This is a genomic window from Streptomyces sp. NPDC001492 (assembly GCF_053597275.1).
The window spans coordinates 22,939-49,098 of record NZ_JBSFHW010000063.1; the positions used below are offsets into that span (position 1 = coordinate 22,939).

Annotated in this window: 20 protein-coding genes, 1 pseudogene and 1 riboswitch; of the genes and pseudogenes, 13 read left to right on the plus strand and 8 right to left on the minus strand. The window is 69.4% G+C overall.

Annotated elements, in window-relative coordinates:
* Positions 1-33 precede the first annotated feature (33 nt).
* Positions 34-1,104, minus strand: coding sequence for an SIS domain-containing protein (locus ACWC1K_RS45385; protein ID WP_450839474.1), 1,071 nt, complete (start codon positions 1,102-1,104; stop codon positions 34-36).
* Between the two features lie 239 nt (positions 1,105-1,343).
* Here ACWC1K_RS45385 and nagB point away from each other — a divergent pair, with 239 nt between their 5' ends.
* Positions 1,344-2,129: a glucosamine-6-phosphate deaminase gene (nagB, locus tag ACWC1K_RS45390; RefSeq protein WP_450839509.1), complete on the plus strand. Its 786-nt coding sequence runs from the start codon at positions 1,344-1,346 to the stop codon at positions 2,127-2,129.
* Positions 2,130-2,289: 160 nt separating this feature from the next.
* Here the strand turns inward: nagB and ACWC1K_RS45395 are convergent, their stop codons facing one another.
* The 4 genes from ACWC1K_RS45395 to ACWC1K_RS45410 form a co-directional block, all read right to left on the minus strand.
* Positions 2,290-3,777, minus strand: coding sequence for a glycoside hydrolase family 3 protein (locus tag ACWC1K_RS45395; RefSeq protein ID WP_450839476.1), 1,488 nt, complete (start codon positions 3,775-3,777; stop codon positions 2,290-2,292).
* Between the two features lie 9 nt (positions 3,778-3,786).
* A complete protein-coding gene (locus tag ACWC1K_RS45400) occupies positions 3,787-4,650 on the minus strand; it encodes a carbohydrate ABC transporter permease (protein WP_450839477.1) in 864 nt (287 codons plus the stop codon).
* A complete protein-coding gene (locus ACWC1K_RS45405) occupies positions 4,647-5,636 on the minus strand; it encodes a carbohydrate ABC transporter permease (RefSeq protein WP_450839479.1) in 990 nt (329 codons plus the stop codon). Before ACWC1K_RS45405 ends, ACWC1K_RS45400 begins: the two co-directional genes overlap by 4 nt.
* Positions 5,637-5,708: 72 nt before the next feature.
* Entirely contained in the window at positions 5,709-6,992 is a 1,284-nt protein-coding gene (locus ACWC1K_RS45410) for an extracellular solute-binding protein (RefSeq protein ID WP_450839481.1), read from the minus strand.
* Between the two features lie 309 nt (positions 6,993-7,301).
* Here ACWC1K_RS45410 and ACWC1K_RS45415 point away from each other — a divergent pair, with 309 nt between their 5' ends.
* The 5 genes and pseudogenes from ACWC1K_RS45415 to mctP all read left to right on the plus strand — a co-directional run bounded on the left by ACWC1K_RS45415 (position 7,302) and on the right by mctP (position 12,634).
* Positions 7,302-8,066, plus strand: a complete 765-nt coding sequence (locus ACWC1K_RS45415; RefSeq protein WP_450839483.1) for a GntR family transcriptional regulator — start codon at positions 7,302-7,304, stop codon at positions 8,064-8,066.
* 226 nt (positions 8,067-8,292) lie between these two features.
* Positions 8,293-10,439: pseudogene (locus ACWC1K_RS45420) on the plus strand (carbon starvation CstA family protein).
* Positions 10,405-10,611 (plus strand): YbdD/YjiX family protein, encoded by a 207-nt coding sequence (locus ACWC1K_RS45425; protein ID WP_450839484.1) that lies wholly within the window; start codon positions 10,405-10,407, stop codon positions 10,609-10,611. The pseudogene ACWC1K_RS45420 and the gene ACWC1K_RS45425 overlap by 35 nt, the downstream one beginning before the upstream one ends.
* Before the next feature lie 137 nt (positions 10,612-10,748).
* Entirely contained in the window at positions 10,749-11,000 is a 252-nt protein-coding gene (locus tag ACWC1K_RS45430) for a DUF3311 domain-containing protein (RefSeq protein WP_450839486.1), read from the plus strand.
* Complete coding sequence (mctP, locus tag ACWC1K_RS45435) at positions 10,997-12,634, plus strand: monocarboxylate uptake permease MctP (RefSeq protein ID WP_450839487.1); 1,638 nt, start codon at positions 10,997-10,999, stop codon at positions 12,632-12,634. Before ACWC1K_RS45430 ends, mctP begins: the two co-directional genes overlap by 4 nt.
* Before the next feature lie 62 nt (positions 12,635-12,696).
* Here mctP and ACWC1K_RS45440 read toward each other — a convergent pair whose 3' ends face one another.
* Positions 12,697-16,086 (minus strand): ATP-binding protein, encoded by a 3,390-nt coding sequence (locus tag ACWC1K_RS45440; RefSeq protein WP_450839489.1) that lies wholly within the window; start codon positions 16,084-16,086, stop codon positions 12,697-12,699.
* Between the two features lie 287 nt (positions 16,087-16,373).
* Between ACWC1K_RS45440 and ACWC1K_RS45445 the strand changes: the two genes are divergently transcribed.
* The 6 genes from ACWC1K_RS45445 to ACWC1K_RS45470 all read left to right on the plus strand — a co-directional run bounded on the left by ACWC1K_RS45445 (position 16,374) and on the right by ACWC1K_RS45470 (position 24,079).
* Positions 16,374-16,880, plus strand: a complete 507-nt coding sequence (locus ACWC1K_RS45445; RefSeq protein WP_450839491.1) for a GNAT family N-acetyltransferase — start codon at positions 16,374-16,376, stop codon at positions 16,878-16,880.
* A 62-nt stretch (positions 16,881-16,942) separates the two neighbouring features.
* A riboswitch (cobalamin riboswitch) is annotated at positions 16,943-17,071 on the plus strand.
* Between the two features lie 124 nt (positions 17,072-17,195).
* The gene (locus ACWC1K_RS45450; RefSeq protein ID WP_450839493.1) at positions 17,196-19,550 is read left to right on the plus strand and encodes a ribonucleoside-diphosphate reductase subunit alpha; all 2,355 of its coding nucleotides are present in this window, start codon (positions 17,196-17,198) and stop codon (positions 19,548-19,550) included.
* Complete coding sequence (locus tag ACWC1K_RS45455; protein ID WP_450839495.1) at positions 19,550-20,563, plus strand: ribonucleotide-diphosphate reductase subunit beta; 1,014 nt, start codon at positions 19,550-19,552, stop codon at positions 20,561-20,563. The genes ACWC1K_RS45450 and ACWC1K_RS45455 overlap by 1 nt, the downstream gene beginning before the upstream one ends.
* Before the next feature lie 27 nt (positions 20,564-20,590).
* On the plus strand, positions 20,591-21,211 hold the full coding sequence (locus ACWC1K_RS45460) for a nucleotidyltransferase family protein (RefSeq protein WP_450839497.1): 621 nt from the start codon (positions 20,591-20,593) through the stop codon (positions 21,209-21,211).
* Between the two features lie 237 nt (positions 21,212-21,448).
* Positions 21,449-23,494, plus strand: coding sequence for a putative Ig domain-containing protein (locus tag ACWC1K_RS45465; RefSeq protein ID WP_450839499.1), 2,046 nt, complete (start codon positions 21,449-21,451; stop codon positions 23,492-23,494).
* A 111-nt stretch (positions 23,495-23,605) separates the two neighbouring features.
* Complete coding sequence (locus ACWC1K_RS45470; RefSeq protein WP_450839500.1) at positions 23,606-24,079, plus strand: hypothetical protein; 474 nt, start codon at positions 23,606-23,608, stop codon at positions 24,077-24,079.
* On the opposite strand, the gene ACWC1K_RS45475 is transcribed toward ACWC1K_RS45470, so the two are convergent.
* Positions 24,046-24,270, minus strand: a complete 225-nt coding sequence (locus ACWC1K_RS45475; protein ID WP_450839502.1) for a hypothetical protein — start codon at positions 24,268-24,270, stop codon at positions 24,046-24,048. The genes ACWC1K_RS45470 and ACWC1K_RS45475 overlap by 34 nt on opposite strands.
* Before the next feature lie 93 nt (positions 24,271-24,363).
* On the opposite strand from ACWC1K_RS45475, the gene ACWC1K_RS45480 reads away from it, so the two are divergent.
* Positions 24,364-25,329, plus strand: a complete 966-nt coding sequence (locus ACWC1K_RS45480; protein ID WP_450839503.1) for a GlxA family transcriptional regulator — start codon at positions 24,364-24,366, stop codon at positions 25,327-25,329.
* Positions 25,330-25,345: 16 nt separating this feature from the next.
* Here the strand turns inward: ACWC1K_RS45480 and def are convergent, their stop codons facing one another.
* Complete coding sequence (def, locus tag ACWC1K_RS45485; RefSeq protein WP_450839505.1) at positions 25,346-25,996, minus strand: peptide deformylase; 651 nt, start codon at positions 25,994-25,996, stop codon at positions 25,346-25,348.
* Positions 25,997-26,160: the final 164 nt, after the last annotated feature.

Sequence of the window (26,160 nt, forward strand, 5' to 3'; positions counted from 1 at the left end):
GGGCACCCGGCGGGACGCGGGCACCGCGGGGGCTCAGTGGGTCTCGGTCACCTTCGCCAGCGCGCGCGGGGCGTCCGGGTCCTGGCCGCGGGCGATGGTGATCTCGTGGGCCAGCAGCTGGAGCGGGATGATCTCCAGGATCGGCTGGACCTCCTCGGCCACGCCCTCGGTGGGCAGGACGAAGCCGGCGGAGGACTGCTCGACCTGGTTTCCGGGTCCGAGGACGAACAGGTCGGCGCCGCGGCCGCGCAGCCGGTCGAGGACGGGCTGGAGGGCCTCGCCGCCCTTGCCGTCGGTGACGACCGCGATGACCGGGGAGACGTTGTCGACCATGGCGAGGGGGCCGTGCAGGAGGTCGGCGCCGGAGTAGGAGAGGGCGGGGATGTAGCTGGTCTCCATGAGCTTGAGGGCGGCCTCCTTGGCCGTGGGGTAGCCGTAGCCGCGAGAGGTGATCACCATGCGTTCGGCGAAGCGGTAGCGGGCGGCGAGGGCGCGGACCTCGTCCTGCCGGGCCAGCAACTGCTCGGCGAGGTCCGGCAGTACCTTCGCGGGGGCGCCGTCACCGCCGCGCAGGCCTTCGACGAAGAGGTAGAGAGCGAGGAGGGAGGCCGTATAGGTCTTGGTCGCGGGGAGGGCCTTCTCCGGCCCGGCCATGATGTCGACGTGGTACTCGGAGACGCCGGCCAGCGGTGAGCCGGGGTTGTTGGTCACGGCGAGGGTGATCGCGCCCGCCTCGCGGGCGGCGCGGGTGGAGGCCACCAGGTCCGGGGAGCCGCCGGACTGGCTGACGGTGACGACGAGGACGTCGGTGAGGTCCGGGCGGGCGCCGTACGCGGTGGTGGTGGACATCGAGGTCAGGCCGCAGGGCAGGCCGAGGCGGATCTCCAGGAGGTACTTGGCGTAGAGGGCGGCATTGTCGGAGGTGCCGCGGGCGGTCAGCAGGACGAAGCGGGGTTTGCGGGCGGCGATCTCCTGGGCCACCTGCCGGATGCCGGGGGCGCCCTCCTCCAGGATGCGGCGCAGCACGGCGGGCTGCTCGGCCATCTCACGGGCCATGATCCGGCCCGGGACGTCGGTCCGGGGGTCCGGTGTCGCGGCGGTCATGGTGGGCTCCTTGCGGGTCGGTTGCGGAGTGCTGCGGGGTGCTGCGCAGGGCGGCGCCGCCCCCATTCCACGCCCCCACGGCGAATGGCGCCTGTCCTCCGCATGGAAAGACGATGACCCCCGCTCCACCTGGGCCACAAGGGGCAGCTCTGTTAGATTGGTCTAAACCACACAGCCCGTTCCGGGTGCCGGTTGAGCCCCCCTTCTCCAGACCGTTTTCTTCAGATCGGCAGGCCAGCGTGGAAGTTGTCATAGTTCCGGACGCCAAGTCGGGCGGCGAGCTCATCGCCGAGGCCATGGCGCAGCTTCTGAGGCGCAAGCCGGCGGCGCTGCTCGGTGTGGCCACCGGCTCCACCCCGCTGCCCGTCTACGAGGCGCTCGCGGCCAAGGTGCGCTCCGGTGCCGTGGACGCCTCTCGGGCGCGGATCGCGCAGCTCGACGAGTATGTGGGGCTGCCGGCCGAGCATCCGGAGTCGTACCGCTCGGTGCTCGGGCGCGAGGTGCTGGAGCCGCTCGGGATCGGGATGGACGCGTTCATGGGGCCCGACGGGACGGCCGAGGACGTGCAGTTGGCGTGCGCCGCGTACGACAGGGCGCTGGCCGAGGCCGGCGGGGTGGATCTGCAGTTGCTCGGGATCGGGACCGACGGGCACATCGGGTTCAATGAGCCGTGCTCCTCGCTGGCCTCGCGGACCCGGATCAAGACGCTGACCGAGCAGACCCGGGTGGACAATGCGCGGTTCTTCGACGGGGACATCGAGCAGGTGCCGCATCACGTGATCACTCAGGGGATCGGGACGATTCTGGAGGCACGGCATCTGGTGCTGCTGGCCACCGGCGAGGGGAAGGCCGACGCCGTCGCCGCCACAGTTGAGGGGCCGGTGGCTGCGGTGTGTCCTGCTTCGGCGTTGCAGTTGCATCCGCATGCGACGGTCGTTGTCGATGAGGGGGCGGCTTCCAAGCTGAAGTTTGCGGACTACTTCCGGTACACGTATGTCAACAAGCCGGAGTGGCAGGGGATTTAGGGCGGTTTCGTCTGCCGGGGGTCTGTGATCTTCGGGCTGCGGGTCGTGGTGGGTTGCTCGCGCCCACGCGGCGGAGCCGCACATCAATACAGCCCCGCGCCCCTGAAAACGTGCAGGCGCCGGCCCCTTGAAAGGACCGGCGCCTGACTCGTCGTAGTCGCTACACCCCCGCAATGACCTCCGCCGCCGCTCGCCCGCACACCCGTGCCGCGCCGTGCGTGGCGATGTGGAGGGCCCCTCGGGGGGTGGCCTGGGGAAGGCCCATCTCGACCACGATCGTGTCCGGGCGGGCCGACAGCAGGGTGTCGAGGGCGGATGTCATCCAGGGGTGGCGGTGCTCGTCGCGGACCACGGCCACGATGCGGCGGGGGCCGGCCGCGGCCAGGGCGCTGCGGGCCGCGTCCTCGCCGGCGAAGGTGCCCGTCTCCGTGCCGGGCAGGAGGCGGAAGAGTTCCGCCGCGACGCCCCAGGGGGTCTCGTCGCCGACCGCGATGTTGGCGACGGGGGTGAGGGCGGCGACGTAGGGCGGTTCGGTCAGCGGGGTGAAGGGCTCCGCCGCGGTCGTCCTCAGGGCGCGGCGGGCTGCGCGGAGGCCCACTTCGGTGTCGGGAGTGCGTTCCGTGTCCGCGGCTGCCGCGGCGGCGGTCCAGCGGGCCAGCGCCCGGACCCGTTCCGCCGCGTCCGCCAGGCGTTCCTCGGGGAGTTCGCCGGCGCGGACCGCGGAGACGAGGGCGTCGCGCAGGCGCCGTACCGTCTCGTCGTCGGCGAGGCCGCCGCCCACGCAGATCGCGTCGGCGCCGGCGGCCACGGCGAGGACGCTGCCGCGCTCGATGCCGTACGTACCGGCGATGGCCTGCATCTCCATGCCGTCGGTGACGATGAGGCCGTCGTAGCCGAGTTCACCGCGCAGCAACTCGGTGAGCGCGCGCGGCGAGAGGGTCGCCGGGTGGTCCGGGTCCAGGGCGGGGATCAGGATGTGCGCGCTCATCACCGCGCGGGTGCCGGCCCTGATCGCCGCGCGGAACGGGGCCAGTTCGCGGGAGTGGAGCACCGACGTGTCCACGTCGATGCGCGGGAGCGCGTGATGGGAGTCGACGGCGGTGTCGCCGTGGCCCGGGAAGTGCTTGGTGCAGGCGGCGACCCCGGCGGACTGCAGGCCGGTGACATAGGCGGCCGTGTGCCGGGCGACCAGGTCGGTGTCGGCGCCGAAGGAGCGGACGCCGATCACGGGGTTGGACGGGTTGGAGTTCACGTCGGCCGACGGGGCCCAGTTGAGGTTGACGCCGCAGGCGGCGAGGCGGCGGCCGAGTTCCGTGGCCACCTCCCGCGTCAGGTCCACGTCGTCCACGGCGCCCAGCGCGTTGTTGCCGGGGAAGGAGGAGCCGGTGCGGACCTCGAGCCGGGTGACGTCGCCGCCCTCCTCGTCGATGGCGACGAGGACGTCCTCGCGTTCGACGCGCAACTGGGCGGTGAGGGCCGCGAGTTGTTCGGGGGAAGCGATGTTGCGGCCGAAGAGGCCCACGGAGGCGAGTCCTTCACCGAGGCGGCGCAGCAGCCAGTCGGGGGCCGTCGTTCCCGTGAAGCCGGGCTGGAGGACGGTGAGGGCATCGCGCGTCAGGGTGTCTGTGCCGCTGGCGATTGTCGTCATCGGGTGGCGTTATCCCTTCACTGCGCCGGCGGTCAGGCCCGCGGCCATCTTGCGCTGGACGAGGAGGAACAGGGCGACGATCGGCACGGCCATCATCGTGGCTCCGGCCATCATCGGGGCGTATTCGGTGCCGTGCTTGGTGGTGAAGTTGCCGAGCCAGACGGTCGCGGTCTGGTTCTTCTGGCTGAGCAGCATCAGGGCGTAGAGGTACTCGTTCCAGGCCTGGATGAAGCCGTAGACCGAGGTGGCGACCATGCCGGGGGCGAGGAGGGGGAAGACCACCCGGATGAAGGCGCCGGTGCGGCTGCAGCCGTCGACCATCGCCGCCTCTTCCAGCTCCTTCGGGATGTTGACGATGAAGCCGCGCAGCGTCCACACCGTGAAGGGGAGGATGAAGGTCAGATACGTGATGATCAGTCCCGAGAGCTTGTCGTACTGCTCCAGGTCGTTGAGGAGCAGGAAGATCGGGATGATCATGGCGACCAGCGGGACCATCTGGACCGCGAGGATGCCGACGATCACGATCTTGCGGCCGCGGAAGGCGAACCGGGAGATGGCGAGCGCCGCCAGCAGGCCGACGACGATGCCGATCGCCACCACCGAGAGGGACACGATCAGGCTGCGGCCGACCGGGCCCCAGAAGTCCGCGATGGCCAGCGCCCGGCGGAAGTTGTCGAGGGTGAAGCCGGTCGGGAACAGGCTCGGGTCGGGGTCGATGGTGTCCTTGGCCGGCTTGATGGCCGTGTTGAGCATCCAGTAGACGGGGAAGCCGGCGGTGAGGAAGACCAGGAGGCCGAGGAGGTTCCAGCCGAGCTTGGACTTGCGGGGCAGCGAGCTGCTGCCCGGCGTCGCCACGGCGTTCATGATGGTCATTCGACCTCTCCGATCTTCAGCATCTGGCGCATGTACACGGCGACCACGCCGAGCAGCAGCACCACGGTGATCAGGGCGATCGCGGAGCCCTGCGCATAGTCGTTGACCACGAAGGCACGGTCGTACGAGTAGGTGGTCAGCAGCTGGAACTCCTGCTCGGGATGGCCGTTTCGCATCACGAAGACCTGCGGGAAGACGCCCATGTCCCAGATGACCGACAGGGTCGTGAGCATCACGATGATCGGCTTGAGGACGGGCAGGGTGACGTAACGGAAGACGCCCCAGGAGCCGGCGCCGTCGAGGCGGGCCGCCTCCTCCAGTTCGGCGGGGACCTGGGTGAGGCCGGCGCTGAGGGTGATGACGACGAAGGGAACGGCTCCCCAGACCACCAGGAGCATGATCACGGCGAGGCCCTGCGGGCCGCTGGCGAACCAGTTGTGGCCGATCATCTCGACGCCGGGCAATTTGCTGAGCAGGGCGTTGAGGATGCCGTAGTCGGCGTCGAACAGCCACTTGAAGACGGTGGTGGCGACGATGATCGGCATGCCCCAACTGGCCACCAGCACGATGTTGACCAGCGTCTTCATCCAGCCGGAGACCCGCTGCAGAAGCAGGGCGATCAGCATGCCCAGCACCATCGTGAAAACGACGGAACCGGCCGCGAAGACGATCGTGCGCAGCACGACCTGCCAGAACTCGCCGTCGCCCAGCACCCCGGTGAAGTTGTCGAACCCGACCCACTCGGCCGGCAGGAAGCCCCACAGCTGGGACTGGCCGAACTTCTGGAAGGAGAGGGTGACCAGGCGGACCAGCGGATAGCCGAGTACCAGGCCCAGGATCAGCAGACAGGGGGCGAGCAGCAGCCATGGGGTGGCGGCGCCGCCCGAAGTCCGGGCTCTGCGTGGGTTCTTGGCGACCGGCGGCGGTGGCGGCGCCTGCCGCGGTGGCGGCACCTTGGCAGGGGTGGTCGTGTCTGCGGCACTCATCGCGCGCTCCTCAGCGGTCCCTCAGGTCGTACGGAGAGCGGGGTTCCGCCCGGGCGGAACCCCGCTTGCAGGTCACTTGGTGTTGATGACCTTGTCGATCGCGGCGTCCGCGTCCTTGGCGGCGGCCTCGACCGACTTCTTGCCGGTGCCGATGTCCTGGAGCATGGTCTGCAGGACCTGCGCCTTCTCGACCTGGCCCCAGCCGGGTGCCATCGGGACGAACCAGTTGGACTCGGCCGCGGTGGCCGGGACCGCCGTCGCGGGGTCGTTCTTCAGGGTCGCGAGGTCGGTCTTGTTGTTGGGCAGGTTGCCCTTGGCCATCAGGCCCTTCTGACCGGCGGGGCCGGTGAACGCGTTGATCCACTCGGCGGCGACGGCCTGCGCCTTGGACTTGACCGGGACGGCGAGGTCGGAGCCGCCCAGGAACACCGGGAGGTTCTTGCCGGACGGGCCGGGGACCACGAAGTTCTCGAGGTTGTCCTTGAGCTTGCCGGTCTTGTCGTTCTTCGGGTCTGCGGAGGTCGCGCCCTCCCAGGCGGCACCGAAGATCATGCCGGACTTGCCCTGGCCGTAGACGATGTAACGGTCGGACTCGTCCTTGGTCTTGTCGCCGTGCATGTACTTGTCGACGACGTTCTTGAACTCGGTGAGGCCCTTGACCGACTCGGGCGAGGAGAGGCTGGCCTTCCACTGGCCGCCCTCCTCCTTGGCGATGGAGCCACCGGCGTCGTAGACGAAGGACATGGCCGCGTACCAGTCACGGGTGGGCTGGTACCAGGCGGAGAACTTGTTCCCCTCCTTCTTCTGCACCTTGTCGAGGTCCGCGGTGAGCTCGGCGTACGTCTTCGGCGTGGACTTGACGCCCGCCGAGGCGAAGACGTCCTTGCGCCAGTTGCCGACCCGGCCGCCCGCGTAGTACGGCACGCCGTAGGTCTTGCCGCCGTACGTCACCGAGGCCTTGAGACCGTCCAGCCAGGCGGCGGAGTTGCTGAACTTCGCCGGGTCCAGGGGGGCGAAGGCGCCCTTGACCATGTAGCCCAGCATCTCGGTGTTGCCCATCTCGACCACGTCGGGGGCCTTGTCGGTGGCGAGGACCGCGTCCAGCTTGGTGTTCTTGTCCGGCCAGCCGTAGTACTCGTGGTTGATCTTGATACCGGGGTGCTTCTTCTGGACGGCCGCGTCGGCGGCCTTCACCAGGTTCGGCCAGTTGTTCTGGGCGTCGACGGTGAGCCAGACAGTCAGCTCCTTGGCGTCCGCGCCGCTGTTGGAAGAACCCTTGCCGTCGCTGCTGCCACACGCCGCGATGGAGACCATCATGCCCGCGATACCGATCGCGGCTATGAGCTTGCGCTTCACGCCACCCTCCTCAGGGATGCCCACACCTCCCCGCTCATACGCCGGGACCTGAACCAATGGTGTAGACCAGTACCGGGAGCTTGGACCAGACCACGAAGCCTGTCAAGAGTCCTCGAAACGGCTCTGACCAGCCGTTATGCGAGCTACATATGCAAGAACCTTTAAGTAAGAAGGCAGCGAAATCAGCCGCGCCGGAGTACTCTCGTCCGCTAGACCACTTGGCCCTCCGTGGACTAGACCAAAAGAGCTGGCGACGGTATACAGAAGGGATCACGAAGTGACCCGCATCCGGAGCCGGGAAGGCAGAGCATGAGCAGCGACGTCAGCAGTGCGGAGACCGACGGCGGGGCAGGGGTCCGTACCGCTCGCGTGCCCAAGTACTACCGCCTGAAGAAACATCTGCTCGACATGACGGAGACGCAGTCCCCCGGCACTCCGGTACCGCCCGAGCGCACCCTCGCCGCCGAGTTCGACACCTCGCGCACGACGGTGCGGCAGGCGCTCCAGGAGCTGGTCGTCGAGGGCCGCCTCGAACGCATCCAGGGCAAGGGCACCTTCGTCGCCAAGCCGAAGGTGTCCCAGGCGCTCCAACTCACCTCGTACACCGAGGACATGCGCGCCCAGGGCCTGGAGCCCACCTCCCAGCTGCTGGACATCGGCTACATCACCGCCGACGACCGCCTCGCCGAGCTCCTCGACATCACGGCCGGCGGCCGGGTGCTCCGTATCGAACGCCTCCGCATGGCCAACGCCGAGCCGATGGCCATCGAGACGACCCACCTGAGCGCGAAGCGCTTCCCGGCGCTGCGCCGCTCGCTGGTCAAGTACACGTCCCTCTACACGGCGTTGGCCGAGGTCTACGACGTCCATCTCGCCGAGGCCGAGGAGACCATCGAGACCTCACTGGCCACCCCGCGCGAGGCGGGCCTGCTCGGCACGGACGTGGGCCTGCCGATGCTGATGCTCTCCCGGCACTCGTACGACAAGACGGGCGAGCCGGTGGAGTGGGTGCGGTCGGTGTACCGGGGGGACCGCTACAAGTTCGTGGCCCGCCTGAAGCGCCCGGCGGACTGAGCGCCCCACAGGGGCGCGGGGCTGTATCGATATGCGGCTCCGCCACGAATGGGGGTCCCCCCACTCGAGCGAAGCCGAGAGTGGGGGAGCGACCAGCCGCAACGGCGCCGCGGATAAGAAGCAACCCCACGGCACCCCCAACGGAGCGCTACCGCACGCGGTGTAGCGCAACTGCCGCTCCTGTTCTACGGTCCTCCCGACTCCGTCTGGACGGGAGGACCGCCTCGTGCGTACCGCGAACGTCCGCTCCATCGTCATCTGGACCCTCGTCGCCCTGGTCGGAGCGGCGGGCTGGTCCGTGCTCGCGCTCTCCCGGGGCGAGAACGTCTCGGCCGCCTGGATGGTCGCCGCCGCCCTCGGCACCTACGCGATCGCCTACCGCTTCTACGCGAAGTTCATCGCGTACAGGGTGCTCAAGGTCGACGGCACCCGGGCCACCCCGGCCGAACGCCTCGACAACGGCATCGACTTCCACCCCACCGACCGCCGCGTCCTGCTCGGCCACCACTTCGCGGCGATCGCCGGCGCCGGGCCCCTGGTCGGGCCGGTGCTGGCCGCGCAGATGGGCTATCTGCCCGGCACGATCTGGATCATCGCCGGCGTCGTCTTCGCGGGCGCGGTCCAGGACATGGTGGTGCTGTTCTTCTCCACGCGCCGCGACGGGCGTTCGCTCGGTCAGATGGCCCGCGAGGAGATCGGACCCTTCGGGGGAGCGGCCGCGCTGATCGCCGCCTTCGCCATCATGATCATCCTGCTCGGGGTGCTGGCGCTGGTCATCGTCAACGCGCTCGCGGCCTCGCCGTGGGGCACCTTCTCCATCGCGATGACCATCCCGATCGCCCTGCTGATGGGCTTCTACCTGCGGGTGCTTCGCCCCGGCCGGGTCGCCGAGGTCTCCCTGATCGGTGTGGCCCTGCTGCTGCTCGCACTGGTCGCGGGCCGCTGGGTCGCCGAGTCCTCGTGGGCCGGCACCTTCACCCTCGCGCCCTCGACCCTGGTCGTCTGGCTGGTGGCGTACGGCTTCGTCGCCTCGATCCTGCCCGTGTGGATGCTGCTCGCGCCCCGCGACTACCTGTCCACCTTCATGAAGATCGGCACCATCGCGCTGCTCGCGCTGGGCGTGGTCGTCGCGCTGCCGACGCTGAAGATGGACGCGGTGACGGACTTCGCCTCGCGCGGAGACGGCCCGGTCTTCGCCGGGTCCCTGTTCCCGTTCGTCTTCATCACCATCGCCTGCGGCGCCCTGTCGGGCTTCCACTCGCTCATCTCCTCCGGCACGACGCCGAAGATGATCCAGAAGGAGACGCAGGTCCGGATGATCGGCTACGGCTCCATGCTGATGGAGTCGTCGGTCGCGATCATGGCGCTGGTCGCGGCGAGCATCATCGACCCGGGGCTGTACTTCGCGATGAACGCACCGTCCGGCGCGATCGGCACCACCGTGCAGAACGCCTCGCAGGTGGTGACCGGTTGGGGCTATCACATCTCCCCCGCCGACCTCGCCCAGGCCGCGAAGAACGTCGAGGAGTCGACCCTGCTCTCCCGTACCGGCGGCGCGCCCACGCTCGCCATCGGTGTCTCGGAGATCTTCTCCAAGGTCACCGGCGGGAGCCTGAGGGCCGTCTGGTACCACTTCGCGATCATGTTCGAGGCGCTGTTCATCCTGACCGCGCTGGACGCCGGTACGCGGGTGGGCCGGTTCATGCTCCAGGACATGCTGGGCAACGTCGTCCGGCCGTTCAGGAACGTGAGCTGGAAGCCGGGCCTGGTCATCACCAGCGCGGCCGTGTGCGCGCTGTGGGGGTACTTCCTCTGGGTGGGCGTGCACGAGCCCCTCGGCGGCATCAACCAGCTGTTCCCGATCTTCGGCATCTCCAACCAGCTGCTGGCGGCGGTCGCCCTGGCCGTCTGCACGACCCTGCTGGTGAAGTCGGGGCGGGCCACAAGTGGGCCTGGATCACCGGGATTCCGCTGGCCTGGGACGCGACCGTGACCTTGACGGCCAGCTACCAGAAGGTGTTCTCCAGCGACCCCAAGGTCGGCTTCTTCAAGCAGCGGTCCGTGTTCCAGGACGCGATCGACGCCGGGAAGGTGCTGCCGCCCGCCAAGACCATGGACGACATGCACACCGTGGTCACCAACTCCACGGTGGACGGCGTCCTTGCGGCGGTCCTGGCGGTCCTGATCGTCGTGGTGATCGCGGACGCCCTGCGGGTCTGCGTCCGGCACATCCGCCGACCGGCGCTCTCCTCGCTGAGCGAGTCGCCGTACGTCGAGTCGAGGATCACCGCCCCCGCGGGGCTGATCGCGACGCGGGAGGAGAAGGAGGAGGAGCGCCGTGCGGTCGTCGGTACTGCTGCGCCGGGCGATTAGGGGGGTGCGCTGGTATGTGCGGGAGCTGACGGACGAGTCGGCGTACGACCGTTATGTCGCGCATCTGCGCAAGACCCGTCCGGGCGCGCAGGTGCCGTCCCGGCGTGAGTTCGAGCGGATGCGGACGGACCGTCAGGAGGCGGATCCACGGCAGGGTTTCCGCTGCTGCTGACAGCGATGTCGCACCGATGTCGGACCTTCACGGAATCGACGTACCGATATGCGGACGAGGTCTTCCGCACTGGTGACACCGTGACCTAGATTGCCTGCGCGTTACACAGGTGATCAGTGAGGGGACGGAGTCGCGGTATGTCTGAAACGCCAGAAGCGAGACCCCCGGTGGTGACACCGGTCCGCGTCGTCATCGCCATCTGCCTCGTCGCGCCCTTCGTGGCGATGCTGTGGGTCGGCTCCTACGCCAAGACCGACCCGGCGCTCGGCGGTATCCCGTTCTTCTACTGGTACCAGATGCTGTGGGTGCTGATCTCCACGGCGCTGACCATGACCGCGTACCAGCTGTGGCAGCGTGACCAGCGGGCCCGCCGGGGAGGCAGCAAGTGAAGACCGGCGTGAACGGCGTCGCGCTCGGCGTCTTCATCTTCTTCTTCCTGGCCGTCACGGTCATGGGCTTCCTGGCCGCGCGCTGGCGCAAGGCCGAGAACGAGCAGAGCCTCGACGAATGGGGCCTGGGCGGGCGGTCGTTCGGCACCTGGATCACCTGGTTCCTGCTCGGCGGCGACCTGTACACGGCGTACACCTTCGTCGCCGTACCCGCGGCGATCTACGCGGCGGGCGCGGCCGGCTTCTTCGCGGTGCCCTACACGATCCTGGTGTACCCCCTGATCTTCACGTTCCTGCCCCGGCTGTGGTCGGTCTCGCACCGGCACGGGTACGTGACCACCTCGGACTTCGTGCGCGGCCGCTTCGGCTCGAAGGGGCTGTCGCTGGCGGTGGCCGTGACCGGCATCCTGGCGACGATGCCGTACATCGCGCTGCAGCTGGTGGGCATCCAGGCCGTCCTCGACGTCATGGGGATCGGCGGCAGCGCGGGCTCCAACTGGTTCGTGAAGGACCTGCCGTTGCTGATCGCCTTCGGTGTGCTGGCGGCGTACACGTACTCCTCGGGTCTGCGCGCCCCCGCGCTGATCGCGTTCGTCAAGGACGCGCTGATCTACATCGTCATCGCCGTCGCGATCATCTACATCCCGATCAAGCTGGGCGGGTTCGACCACATCTTCGCCAAGGCGGGCGAGGCCTTCAGCGCGACCAACCCGGCGACGGGGAAGCCGCGCGGGGCGCTGGTCCCGGCCGAGGCGAACCAGTGGACGTACGCCACGCTGGCGCTGGGCTCCGCGCTCGCGCTGTTCATGTACCCGCACTCGATCACCGCGACGCTGTCCTCGAAGAGCCGTGACGTGATCCGCCGCAACACCACCATCCTTCCGCTGTACTCGCTGATGCTGGGCCTGCTCGCGCTGCTCGGCTTCATGGCGATCGCGGCCGGGGTCAAGGTCACCAACGGTCAACTGGCCATTCCGCAGCTGTTCGAGAACATGTTCCCGAGCTGGTTCGCGGGCGTGGCCTTCGCCGCGATCGGCATCGGCGCGCTCGTCCCCGCGGCGATCATGTCCATCGCGGCCGCGAACCTCTTCACCCGCAACATCTACAAGGACTTCATCAAGCCCGACGCGACGGCGGAGCAGGAGACCAAGGTCTCCAAGATCGTCTCGCTGCTGGTGAAGGTGGGTGCCCTGGTCTTCGTCCTGACGATGGACAAGACGGTCGCGATCAACTTCCAGCTGCTGGGCGGCATCTGGATCCTGCAGACCTTCCCGGCCCTGGTCGGCGGCCTGTTCACGCGCTGGTTCCACCGCTGGGCGCTGCTCGCGGGCTGGGCGGTCGGCATGGTCTACGGCACGCTCGCCGCCTACGGTGTCGCCTCCCCGACCAACCCGGGCCAGAAGCACTTCGGCGGCTCCAACGCGAACATCCCGGGCCTCGGCGAGATGGGCTACATCGGCCTGACGGCGTTCGTCCTGAACGCGGTGGTCGCGGTGGTGCTCACCTTCGTCCTGAAGGCCCTGAAGGCCCCCGAGGGCGTCGACGAGACGAAGCCGGGGGACTACACGGCGGACGCGGGCGACCCGGGCGTCCAGGTGGAGCTGCCCCCGGCGACGGCGGGCGCGTCCCACTAGCGGTTACGGCGATCAGCGGCCGTCGGGGAAATCCGGCGGCCCGTTGTCGTACCGCACGGCGGTCAGTCCCTCGTGCGCTTGGCCATCTCGCCCCAGAACAGGTCCAGTTCCTGTACCCGCATGCCCACCCAGTGCGGGGTCTTCCCGCGCAGGCCTCGGGGAAAGAGGCGGCGCACCCGCCCGGGCAGCAGGGCTTGCTGCTGGCGGCAGAACGGCTCGCGGATCTCTCCCCGGGGGACACAGCCCCGGGGCGGGTACGGGCAGAGCTGGAACTTGCAGTCGGGCAGACAGGTGCTGCCGGGGGTGAGCGGAACCGAGGTACCGGCCTGCAGATCGGGCCGCAGCGGGTAGCGGTTCGTGCGGATGCAGGGCGGGAGCGGCATGCCGTGCGGCTCCGCGCGGGCCAGGCGCTCCTCGACCTCGTCGGGGTGTCCGTCGCGTTCGATGAGGTTCAGCATGACCAGAATGTCGGCGACGAGGTACTGGGCTCGCGCGTCGAGGCTGCTCCAGCCCACGGAGGGCGGGATCCAAAGGTTGTGCTTGCGATACCCGGCGGGGTTGCCGTTGCGGGAGCCGATGTTGTCCGCCACGCCCTTCTCGTCGACCCAGAGGAAACGCTCGGGCTGCCCGGTCTCCAGGGCGAGGGCCACCAGGTCGGCCGCCTCGGCGACGAACGGATGGACGAGCGGCAGGGCAGGCACGCCGTTCGCGCCGGAAGCACGGTTCACCGTGCCGGCCGTCGACAGCCAACGCTGTACGGTCTGCACCGCGGTCATCCCGCCGATCGCCCGCGACGGCTCGCGTGCCCCGACGGGGCCGCCGTCCCGCTCACGGAGGCCGGCGCTGTCCGGGAGCTCCCACAGGCCCAGCGCTTGAACCAGGCTGAGCTGCGCATACCAGCACCGGGACTGCTGCAGCACGGTCTCCGCCAGCCGGATCAGGTCGGCGCGGTTGCCCGAGTGGGCGTCAGGGTGGCGTTTGCGCCGGTTGGCAGCGTATTTGAAGCCCTGGGCCAGCGCGGCCTCCAGGGCGAGCGGGAGGTCCGGGGTGCCGCCGGTGTATTTCGGGTCGAGGTGGCGCAGCCACTTGACGATGCGTTCCTGGGTCTCGTCGCGGTGGTCCTCGTCGACGGAGCCGAGGAGCATGGGAAGCATCCAGGCCCGCATCACGAACTCCCGGAAAAGAGCCACCCGTTTGTCACGGTACTTTCTGTTGATAACCCTTCGTCTGCTCTGCAGCTCTTTGATGCGTTCGGCCGACACGGCCCGCGAGGGCCCGCGGGCGGCTCTCGCCTGCCCCATCGCCACGGCCCACATCGCCAACCGCTCCCCCTTCCCGGCTTTCAGAGCACTGACCTTGGCGTCGTACTCCTTCACGGGGTCGCTGTTGAACCCACTCCGCTCGCGGAGCATGCCGAACGCGGCATTGCCGCCGGTGCCGATCTCCTGCGCGACGGCCAGGCGTAGCGGGTAGGAGGGCTCCGCGATGCCCATCTCGAAGAGCTTCTCGTACAACGGCACGGTGTCCGTTCCGTCGCAGACGGCCCGCAGTGCCGCGCCGAGCCGCCTCACCAGCCTGAGCTTCGCGTCCTCGAGGCTGCGTCGGTCCCCCTTGACGCGGGGCCAGCCTTCGCGCACCTTGGCGACGATGTCCTCCAGCAGTCTCGGGTTCTCCTCCACACTCTCGATTTCTATGGCCGCGGCGTAGAGATCCAGGGCCTTCGGATCCTCCGTGCGGAGATTCGCGGCCACGAGGAGCCGGTGGGCCAGAGTGCGCCCCCGCACAGGTGACTGCCGCACCAACTCCTCGAACCCCTTCTTCACTTCGGCCTGAATGCTGCCGCCCGTGGCCGTCAGCTCTGCCGCCCGCCGACGGGACAGCAGCACCAGAGCGATGAGCAGTTCCCGGCTGGGCCCGCGCGGCTGCAGTGCCTGCTCGACCAGCTCTCCGGCACCTCGCTCCCCAAGGTGGTGCAGTACGCGGAAGCCGAAGTAGGCCTGAAGGATGCTGTGCGGGAAACGGACCTTCTTCTCGGAGCCCTCCACCAGCCTGAGCCTGTGCGCGTTGCCCACGATCCGGGCGAGCACGGCGTGGCACTGGTCCGCGTTCCCTTCGCGCAGACGCCTGCCCTCCTCGGCACCGAGCCTGTCGCAGAGCGTGTTCCAGATCCGCCGTCGGTGCCACTCGGACAAGGCGTTCTGGCGCTTGCCGTACCGGTCGAAGCGGCGGCTCCTCGTCCACACGTGCTCCGCCCAGGTTCTCGCGTGCCGCGCCCTACCGGGATGCATGTCCTGGTCGAGCAATTCGTCGAAGCCGACCTCCAGTTCGTCCTGGAGCAGTCCGATGCACGCCAGGGCGGAGACCACTTCGACGGTGTCCCGGCGCTCCTGCGATGTCAGCGCCACCTCCTCGCGCAGCCGGCCCTCGCACAGGGCCTGATCCCATTTCTCCAGCAGCCACAGCCGGAGCGTGCTGCGATCCCGGCTGCGCGTGTCCAGCCGCTGGGGATCGTCGCGCGGCCGGTCACGCTCCAGGGCGCCCAGGCAGTGCAGTTCGCGCGCGATCTGCAGGTAGATGGGTGATTCGGTCACCTCCGCCGTCTCCACGATCCAGTCCACCCGGCGCTCGTCCGTGCCCGGTACCTGCCCTTCGAGGAACCGGAGGGCCTCCTCCTCGCTCAGCGGTTCCAGCTCGACGATCGCGGCGGGGGTGCTCTCCAGCGGACTGTGCGGCCGGGAGGCGATGACCAGGGGCAGCTTCTCGTCATAGGCGCGCTGGATGGCCTGACGGATGATGTTGTCGCGGTGCTGCTGGAGTTCGCCGTCGAGGAGCGCCTCTTCCAGCCCGTCGGCTATCACCACCGGCTTGTCGTCGGCCAGCAGTTGCTGCCAGACCCGCTCGGTCTTGCCGCGCGCCAGAACGCCCTGGGGCGCCTCGTCGGCGAAGCGCTGCTTGGCCATGCGCTCGAAGTTGAGGTCGGTCCCGCCGTCCGCGTCCCTCAGCCTGATCGGCACGGGCACGGCGTTCAGCCGGGCGAGCAGTTCGGTGAGCCGTACAAGGACGGCGGTCTTGCCCGCGCCGACACCTCCGACGAGGAGATAGGGCCTGCGCGTGTCACGCTCCCGCAGCCGTTCGGCGATGACCTGGACAACCTCCTCGCGGCCGACGATCTCGGCGGTGTCCTGCCCGGCGGTGGGCATCAGTCCCCGGGGATCCCCACGCGCCTTCGCCAGGTAACGCCGCTTGGTCCAGCTGTACCACCAGAACAGGAAGAGCGCGGCGGCGAGTGAAGCGGTGAGCACGGGACCGACGAACAGCAGGACGGCGTCGAACCCCTTGCTCTGCCGCAGGTGCTCGAACCCGGTCGACGTATGCGCGAACCAGATGTACACACCCTCCCCGCACCAGGCGAGGACCGCGAGCAGGGCGGTCAGCCACACGATCCTGGTCACGTTGGCGTAGGAGAACCATCTGCGCCATTTCCTGGGGCGGGCGGTGCCCCCGCGGGCCTTTGGACGCAACGCTCTTCGTGGCCGCGTCCTGCTGGGCGAGTGACGGGCGACCGACATCGTGCGTTCTCCCTCCGAGAGCGGTTCTCGGGATCGGAGGCCCACGCCGACGCCTGTACCTCCTTCCATTGGAAGCACTCCCCCAACGCCCCGCAACCCGGGGTCGGGTCACGAGACCCCCTGTGGAAAACCCGAGGCCCGTTGTCCTACCCGTCCGGCAGACTCGGGCCATGGACATCGTGATCCGGCAGGCGGAGCCCGACGAGTACGAGACTCTCGGCGAGATCACCGCCCAGGCCTACCTCGGCGACGGGCTGCTCGACTTCGCAGGCAGCGACTGGTACCTCGGCGAGCTGAAGGACGTCGCCAAACGGGCGGCCCACGCGCAGGTCCTGGTGGCCGTGGAGCGCGACCGCCTCCTCGGGGGCGTGACCTTCGTGCCGTCCGGCGGTCCCCTTTCCGAGATAGCCGGGCCTTCGGAGAGCGAGATACGGATGCTCGCCGTCGCCCCGGCCGCCCGCCGCCGTGGCATCGGCGAGGCCCTCGTGCGCGCCTGCATCGACCGGTCCAGGGCCACGCCCGGCCGCACCGGCCTCGTCCTGTCGACCCAGGGCTCGATGCGTGCCGCCCACCGGATCTACGAACGCCTCGGCTTCGTCCGCGTCCCCGAGCGCGACTGGCATCCGGTTCCGGGGAACGAGGACATCCTGCTCCTCACCTATGAGTTGACACTCTGACACGCTCCGAAGTCGGCGCGACACAACATATGGGGGTGCTGTCCTCACCCGGCACAAGATGTATGCTCATGCTCGCTGTCGTCGCAGGGGAATCCGGTGCGAATCCGGAACTGTCCCGCAACGGTGTACCCATACGTGTTCGCACACATATGGGCGTCAGTCCGAGGACCTGCCGACAGTGCGCCCGGCCGCCGTGGCCCGGGTGCTGTGACGTCCGGGCCTCGTGGAGTGGGCCGGTGGACGCGACGCCGTGTGCGCTCGTGACTGCCCCCTGCCCTCCGCAAGGCCCCCGTGCCGAGCGAGGGAGAGCCTCACGTGACCATCGCGCCAGCAGACCCGGTTTCAGCCAGCGCCGCCGTGGCCGAGGACGGCCTGGGAGCCGCGCTGCTGCGGACCCTGACCGGGCTGACCGCCGACCTTCCCGACGCCGACCCCGGCCGGGTCGCCGCCGCCGCGCTGCGCGGCCGGTCCGCCCGTGCGGACGAGACGGAGCTGCGCGAACTGGCCACGGAGGCGGCCGCCGGCCTCATCTCCGAGGACCCCGCCTACTCGCAGCTGGCCGCCCGGCTGCTGACGATCGGCATCGCCGCGGAGGCAGCCTCCCAGGGCGTCAGGTCCTTCACCGAGTCCGTCGCCGTCGGCCACCGCGAGGGCCTCGTCGCCGACCGCACGGCGGAGTTCGTACGGGTCCACGCCGACCGCCTCGACGCCCTCATCGACCCTCAGGCCGATGACCGTTTCGGCTACTTCGGCCTGCGCACCCTGCACAGCCGCTATCTGCTCCGGCACCCCATCACCCGCCAGGTCATCGAGACGCCGCAGCACTTCATGCTGAGGGTGGCGAGCGGCCTGGCCGAGGACGACACCACACGCGCACTCGAGGAAGTCGAGGCCCTCTACCGGCTCATGAGCCGCCTCGACTACCTCCCGTCCTCCCCCACCCTCTTCAACTCCGGCACCCGGCACCCCCAGATGTCGTCCTGCTACCTCCTCGACTCCCCGCTGGACGAGCTGGACTCCATCTACGACCGCTACCACCAGGTCGCCCGCCTCTCGAAGCACGCCGGCGGCATCGGCCTGTCGTACAGCCGCATCCGCGCCCGCGGCTCCCTCATCCGCGGCACCAACGGCCACTCCAACGGCATCGTCCCGTTCCTGAAGACCCTCGACGCCTCGGTCGCCGCCGTGAACCAGGGCGGCCGGCGCAAGGGCGCGGCCGCCGTCTACCTGGAGACCTGGCACTCCGACATCGAGGAGTTCCTGGAGCTGCGCGACAACACCGGTGAGGACGCCCGCCGTACGCACAACCTGAACCTCGCGCACTGGGTCCCGGACGAGTTCATGCGCCGCGTGAACGCCGACGGGCAGTGGTCCCTGTTCTCCCCGGCGGACGTGCCGGAGCTGGTGGACCTGTGGGGTGAGGAGTTCGACGCCGCCTACCGCAAGGCAGAGGAGGCGGGGCTCGCGAAGAAGACCATCCCCGCCCGTGACCTCTACGGCCGCATGATGCGCGCCCTCGCGCAGACCGGCAACGGCTGGATGACCTTCAAGGACGCCGCCAACCGGACCGCCAACCAGACCGCCGAGCCGGGCCATGTCGTCCACTCCTCCAACCTCTGCACCGAGATCCTGGAGGTCACGGACGACGGCGAGACGGCGGTCTGCAACCTGGGTTCGGTCAACCTCGGCGCGTTCGTGGTCGGTCAGGACATCGACTGGGAGCGGCTGGACGAGACGGTCCGCACGGCCGTGACCTTCCTGGACCGCGTGGTCGACATCAACTTCTACCCCACCGAGCAGGCGGGCCGTTCGAACGCCCGCTGGCGCCCCGTGGGCCTGGGCGCGATGGGTCTCCAGGACGTCTTCTTCAAGCTCCGCCTGCCCTTCGACTCCCCCGAGGCCAAGGCCCTGTCCACCCGGATCGCCGAGCGCATCATGCTCGCCGCGTACGAAGCCTCCGCCGACCTCGCCGAGCGGAGCGGCCCGCTGCCGGCCTGGGAGAAGACCCGTACGGCCCGCGGTGTCCTGCACCCCGACCACTACGACACCGAACTCACCTGGCCGGAGCGCTGGGCGGCCCTCCGGGAACGCGTCGCCGCCGTCGGCATGCGCAACTCGCTCCTCCTCGCGATCGCCCCCACCGCCACCATCGCGTCGATCGCGGGCGTGTACGAGTGCATCGAGCCGCAGGTCTCCAACCTCTTCAAGCGCGAGACCCTCTCCGGCGAGTTCCTCCAGGTCAACTCCTACCTGGTGAAGGACCTCAAGGAGCTCGGCGTCTGGGACGCCCGCACCCGCGAGGCGCTGCGCGAGTCGAACGGCTCGGTGCAGGACTTCGCCTGGATCCCGGCCGATGTACGCGCCCTGTACCGCACGGCGTGGGAGATCCCGCAGCGCGGGCTCATCGACATGGCCGCCGCCCGCACCCCGTTCCTGGACCAGTCCCAGTCCCTGAACCTGTTCCTGGAGACGCCGACCATCGGCAAGCTCTCCTCGATGTACGCGTACGCCTGGAAGCAGGGTCTGAAGACGACGTACTACCTGCGCTCCCGCCCGGCGACCCGGATCGCCCGGGCCGCCCAGGCGACCATCCCCGTGCAGCAAGCAGCCGACCCCGAAGCGGTCGCCTGCTCCCTGGAAAACCCCGAGTCCTGCGAGGCCTGCCAGTAATGACCACCCGTAACGCCAATCTCCTCGACCCGGGCTTCGAACTGACCCTGCGCCCCATGCGCTACCCGGACTTCTACGAGCGCTACCGGGACGCCATCAAGAACACCTGGACCGTGGAGGAGGTCGACCTCCACTCGGACGTGGCCGACCTCGCGAAGCTCACGCCCGCCGAGCAGCACCTGATCGGCCGCCTGGTCGCCTTCTTCGCGACGGGCGACTCAATCGTGGCGAACAACCTGGTCCTGACCCTGTACAAGCACATCAACTCCCCGGAGGCGCGGCTCTATCTGAGCCGCCAGCTGTTCGAGGAGGCCGTGCACGTCCAGTTCTATCTGACCCTCCTGGACACCTACCTGCCCGACCCGGAGGACCGCGCCGCCGCCTTCGCCGCCGTCGAGAACATCCCCTCCATCCGCGAGAAGGCCCAGTTCTGCTTCAAGTGGATGGACTCGGTGGACAGCCTTGACCGCCTGGAGTCCACGTCCGACCGCCGCCGCTTCCTGCTCAACCTGATCTGCTTCGCCGCCTGCATCGAGGGCCTGTTCTTCTACGGTGCTTTCGCGTACGTCTACTGGTTCCGCAGCCGCGGCCTGCTGCACGGCCTGGCCACCGGCACCAACTGGGTCTTCCGCGACGAGACGATGCACATGAGCTTCGCGTTCGACGTCGTCGACACCGTCCGCAAGGAGGAGCCGGAGCTCTTCGACGACCAGCTCGAGCAGCAGGTGACGGACATGCTGCGGGAGGCCGTCGAGGCGGAGCTGCAGTTCGGGCGCGACCTGTGCGGGGACGGTCTGCCCGGCATGAACACCGAGTCGATGCGCCAGTACCTGGAGTGCGTCGCCGACCAGCGCCTCACCCGCCTCGGCTTCGCCCCGGTGTACGGCTCCGAGAACCCCTTCTCCTTCATGGAGTTGCAGGGCGTCCAGGAACTGACCAACTTCTTCGAGCGCCGTCCTTCGGCGTACCAGGTGGCGGTGGAGGGCACGGTCGACCTGGACGAGGACTTCTGACGGTCCCGGCTGTGATATGCCGGGAGGGTGATCAGCCGTCTTTCCCTGGATGAGCAACTCGACTCCCTGCGTGCGGCGTTGACCCGCAACAGCGTCCTGACCGAGGTGCTGGAGCGGACCGCGACGATGGCGCTGCCCGGCTGGTATCTCACCGCCGGGTGCGTCTTCCAGACCGTCTGGAACGTCGTCACCGACCGTCCGCCCACCGCCGGCATCAAGGACTACGACGTCTTCTACTTCGACGCCGACGACCTGTCCTGGGAGGCCGAGGACGCCGTGATCAAGGCCGGCCGGGAGATCTTCGCGGATCTCCCGGCCGAGGTCGAGATCCGCAACGAGGCACGCGTGCACCTCTGGTACGAGGACAGGTTCGGGGTGCCGTGCCCGCCGTACGACTCCACGGAGGCGGCGATCGACAGCTTCGCCGCCACGACCTGCTGCCTGGGCGTACGGCTGGAGGCCGGCGGCCGGTGGCGGGTCTACGCACCGCACGGCCTCTCCGACGTCTTCAACCTCGTCGTGCGGCCGAACCCCGTGCTCGCACCGCGTTCCGTATACGAAGCGAAGACCGCGCGCTGGCGCGAGCAATGGCCGGAACTGACCGTGCTGGACTGGCCCCACCGGGACTCGCCCATGGAGCGTCCATAGGGCCTCCATCGGACGGCCATGGACCTCCCACGGAGCGGCAAAGTTCTTCCGGCCCATCTGTTCCGGGCTCCTCGCCTCCCGCTACTTTCTGGCCGTCCTGCCATGTACACACAACACCGGCGCAGGACGTTTCAAGTGTCATGCCCATGACGGCATCGCGCCCCGCCGCCGCTACGCGCGTCACAGGCCTGCCACCAGCGTCGAGAACCCCACTCCAACGACGGAGGCAGTACCCCCATGCGTGAAAAGCCCAGACGGAGCCTGCGAAGACTCCTGGCCACCGCCATACCGGCCCTCGCTCTCGGTCTCGCCGGCCTCGTGGCCGCCCCCGCGCACGCGGCACCCGTGGCCGCGCACCCCACCCGGACCACCCAGAACGCCAAGGCCCTCACCTCCCCCGAGCGGCAGACGTTCCACTCGACCGGCAAGGCCGGCCAGAAGGTGCCGACCCAGCACCTGTGCGCCACCGCCGCCCCCGGCCACGCGTCCTGCTTCGCCCAGCGCCGTACCGACATCAAGCAGCGGCTGGCCTCCGCGGTCGCCGCCGCCGCGCCCTCCGGCCTCTCCCCGGCCAATCTGCACAGCGCCTACAACCTGCCCTCGACGGGCGGCTCCGGCCTGACGGTTGCCGTGGTGGACGCCTACAACGACCCCAACGCCGAGTCGGACCTGGCCACTTACCGCTCGACGTACGGCCTGTCCTCCTGCACCAAGGCCAACGGCTGCTTCAAGCAGGTCAGCCAGACCGGCTCCACGACCTCGCTGCCCACCAACGACACCGGCTGGGCGGGTGAGGAGGCGCTGGACCTCGACATGGTCAGCGCGGTCTGCCCGAACTGCAACATCATCCTCGTCGAGGCCAACTCCGCGAACGACACCGACCTCGGCATCGCCGAGAACGAGGCCGTGTCGCTCGGCGCCAAGTTCGTCTCCAACAGCTGGGGCGGCTCCGAGTCCTCCTCCCAGACGAGCGAGGACACCTCGTACTTCAAGCACCCGGGTGTCGCGATCACCGTCTCCGCCGGCGACTCCGCCTACGGCGCCGAGTACCCGGCGACCTCGCAGTACGTGACGGCGGTCGGCGGTACGGCCCTGTCCACGTCCTCCAACTCCCGCGGCTGGACCGAGTCGGTGTGGCACACCAGCTCCACCGAGGGCACCGGCTCCGGCTGCTCCGCGTACGACCCGAAGCCGAGCTGGCAGACGGACACCGGCTGCGGCAAGCGCATGGAGGCCGACGTCTCCGCGGTCGCCGACCCGGCCACCGGTGTCGCGGTCTACGACACCTACGGCGGATCCGGCTGGGCGGTCTACGGCGGCACCAGCGCCAGCGCGCCGATCATCGCCGGCGTGTACGCGCTGGCCGGCACCCCCGGCTCCGGCGACTACCCGGCGAAGTACCCGTACTCCCACACCGGCAACCTGTACGACGTCACCAGCGGCAACAACGGCTCCTGCTCGACGTCCTACTTCTGCACCGCCAGGACCGGCTACGACGGCCCGACCGGCTGGGGCACCCCGAACGGCACCACCGCCTTCACCTCGGGCAGCACCTCCGGCAACACGGTGACCGTCACCAACCCGGGCAGCCAGTCGACGACGACCGGCAGCTCGGTCAGCCTGCAGATCAGCGCGAGCGACAGCGCGGGGGCGACCCTGACCTACAGCGCGAGCGGCCTGCCGACCGGGCTGTCCATCAGCAGCTCGACCGGCTTGATCTCGGGTACGGCGTCCACCGCGGGCACCTACCAGGTCACCGTCACCGCCAAGGACTCCACCGGCGCCTCCGGCTCGACCTCCTTCAGCTGGACGGTCGGTTCCAGCGGCGGCACCTGCTCCTCCACGCAGCTCCTCGGCAACCCCGGCTTCGAGTCGGGCAACACCACCTGGACCGCGTCCAGCGGGGTCATCACCAACTCCAGCAGTGAGTCGGCGCACGCCGGTTCGTACTACGCCTGGCTGGACGGCTACGGCTCCTCGCACACCGACACGCTGTCCCAGTCGGTGACCGTGCCGAGCGGCTGCAAGGCGACCTTCACCTTCTACCTGCACATCGACACCGCGGAGACCGGCTCCACCGCGTACGACAAGCTGACGGTCAGCGCCGGTTCGACCACCCTGGCGACGTACTCGAACGTCAACGCCGCCTCCGGGTACGCCCAGAAGTCCATCGACCTGTCCTCGTACGCCGGCTCGACCGTCACCCTGAAGTTCAGCGGTGTCGAGGACTCCTCGCTCCAGACCAGCTTCGTCGTCGACGACACCGCCGTCACGACCAGCTGATCCCGATCGATCCTGTGTGACCCCGGGCCCCGGTCGCCGCCTTCGCGGCCGGGGTTCAGGTGTGGATCCGGACGCAGGGCTCACACGTCACAGGAGAGAGGAGGCCCCCCCATGCGCCGAACGATCCGCCACACGACCCTCGCCCTCGCGGCACTCACCCTCGCCCTGGCCGGCTGCGGCAACCAGACCGACAGCGGCAAGGGCGGCGACAGCAACAGCGTGTCGTCCTCCCCCACACCCAGGAAGAGCCCGCCGCCGAGTCCCTCGGGCGGCTGTACGACGGCGTCGACGCTCGGTGCCGCCGACAGCGGCCGCACGGTCTGTCTGACGGTGGGCGACACCGTCCGGATCAGCCTGGACGGAACCGCGAAGCGGCCCTGGAAGCCGGTCACCGCGAGCGGGTCCGTCCTGCAGGCCGCCAACAGCGGCTTCGTCCTGCAGCCCGGCGACGCGAGCGCCGCCTTCAAGGCCGTGGCGGACGGGAAGAGCCGGCTGGAGTCCACGCGGCCGCTGTGCGCCGCGCAGTCCGGCCGGGTCTCGTGCCTGGGGATTCAGGAGTGGTGGGTCACCGTGGTGGTGAAGTAGCGCTGCCGGCGGGCCGGACGCCCCACGGGGACGCGGCCCTCGGCCTCCCGGCGGGCCTGCTCGGCCTCGCGGATCTGCCGGTCGATGCGCCGGTCGCGCGCGATACCGAGCACGGACGGGAGGACCAGGAGAACGAAGAGGGCGAGAACGGTCAGCATTCCGATCAGTCCTTCGAGGTGTGCCGTATCCATGGACACCACTGTCGCGCCGATAGCTCCTGACAAACAGTGGCAGGACTGCCGTGGACCCTCGAAAAACTGCCAATGCCGAGGCACACTGGTGGCATGCTGCAGAACGTCGCCGCCGTCGTCCTGGACGGCGTGAACCCCTTCGAACTGGCCGTCGTCTGCGAGGTGTTCGGCACCGACCGCAGCGACGACGGACTGCCCGTCTACGACTTCGCGGTCGCCTCGGCCGAGGGCCCGGTGCTGAGCACGCGCGCGGGCTTCTCCATGAACGTCGAGCACGGTCTGGAGCGGCTGGAGGAGGCCGACCTCATCGCCGTGCCGGCCGGTGCCTGCTTCGAGACCCGGGAGTTCCCGCCCGAGCTCCTTGACGCGCTGCGGCGCGCGGCCGGCCGCGGCGCCCGGATCCTCAGCGTCTGCTCCGGAGTCTTCGTCGTCGCCGCGGCCGGGCTGCTCGACGGCCGGCGCTGTGCCGTGCACTGGCATCACGCGGAGGAGCTGGCGCGGGCGTACCCGCGGCTGACGGTCGAACCCGACGTCCTGTACGTGGACGAGGACCCGGTGATCACCTCGGCGGGCACCGCGGCCGGCATCGACGCCTGTCTGCACATCGTCCGCAAGGAACAGGGCCCGGAGGTCGCCAACAAGATCGCCCGGCGGATGGTGGTGCCGCCGCACCGGGACGGCGGGCAGGCCCAGTACATCGAGCGCCCGCTGCCCCCCTCGCACGGCGACACGGTCGCCGAGGTGCTGGTGTGGATGGAGCGGCACCTCGACGAGGAGGTCACGGTCGAGCAGCTCGCCGACCGCGCCCACATGTCGCCGCGCACCTTCGCCCGCCGCTTCCAGCAGGAGACGGGGACGACTCCCTACCGGTGGATCCTGCGGCAACGCGTGCTGCTGGCCCAGCGGTTGCTGGAGGGCACGGACGAGACGGTGGACGCGATCGCGGGCCGGGCGGGATTCGGCAACGCGGCGGCGCTGCGCCACCAGTTCGTCCAGGCGATCGGAACGACCCCGAACGCCTACCGGCGCACCTTCAGGGGACCCGAGGCGGCCGCCTGACCCTTGCCGGGGCGCCTCAGTCGTTCGCGACGACGGGGTAGCGCGGCTCGTTCTCGGCCATCTGCCGCAGCGCGTCCTTGCGCTCACGCTTGGACAGGCGGTCGATGTACAGGTAGCCGTACAGGTGGTCGGTCTCGTGCTGCAGGCAGCGGGCGAAGTAGCCGGTGCCGCGGACCTTGATCGGGTTGCCCTTCTCGTCCTGGCCGGTCACCTCGGCGTAGTCGGGACGGGCCAGCGGTGCGTACGCGGTGGGCACGGACAGGCAGCCCTCGTTGCTGTCGTCCAGGCGGCGCCGCTCGGCGGGCAGGTCGACCAGCTTGGGGTTGCAGACGACACCGACGTGCCGGACGCCCTCGTCGTCACCGCAGTCGTAGACGAACACCTTCAGGTCGACGCCGATCTGGTTGGCGGCCAGGCCCACGCCTTCGGCGGTGCGCTGCGAGGCGAACATGTCCGCGACCAGCTGCTGCAGCTCCTCGCCGAACTCGGTGACGTCCTTGCACTCCTTGTGCAGCACCGGGTTCCCGACGACGGTGATGGGCCGCGAGGTCCCGGCCGCCCGCCAGGCGTTCTCGCGCTCCTCGGTCTCCTCCGTGTCGATGACGAAGCCGTCGTCGTCCACGGGAAGCACGCCCACGTGCTGCTGATCGGTGTCCTGCTGCGCCATGACCGACGTATGCCTTCCTCAGAAAAACAGGGGTGTGATGCGCATACAGGGTACGGGGAACGCGCCCCGACAGGGGCGCGGGACTGCGTCGATATGCGGCTCCGCCGCGATGGGGGTCCCCCCGCTCGAGCGAAGCCGAGAGTGGGGGAGCGACCAGCCACAAC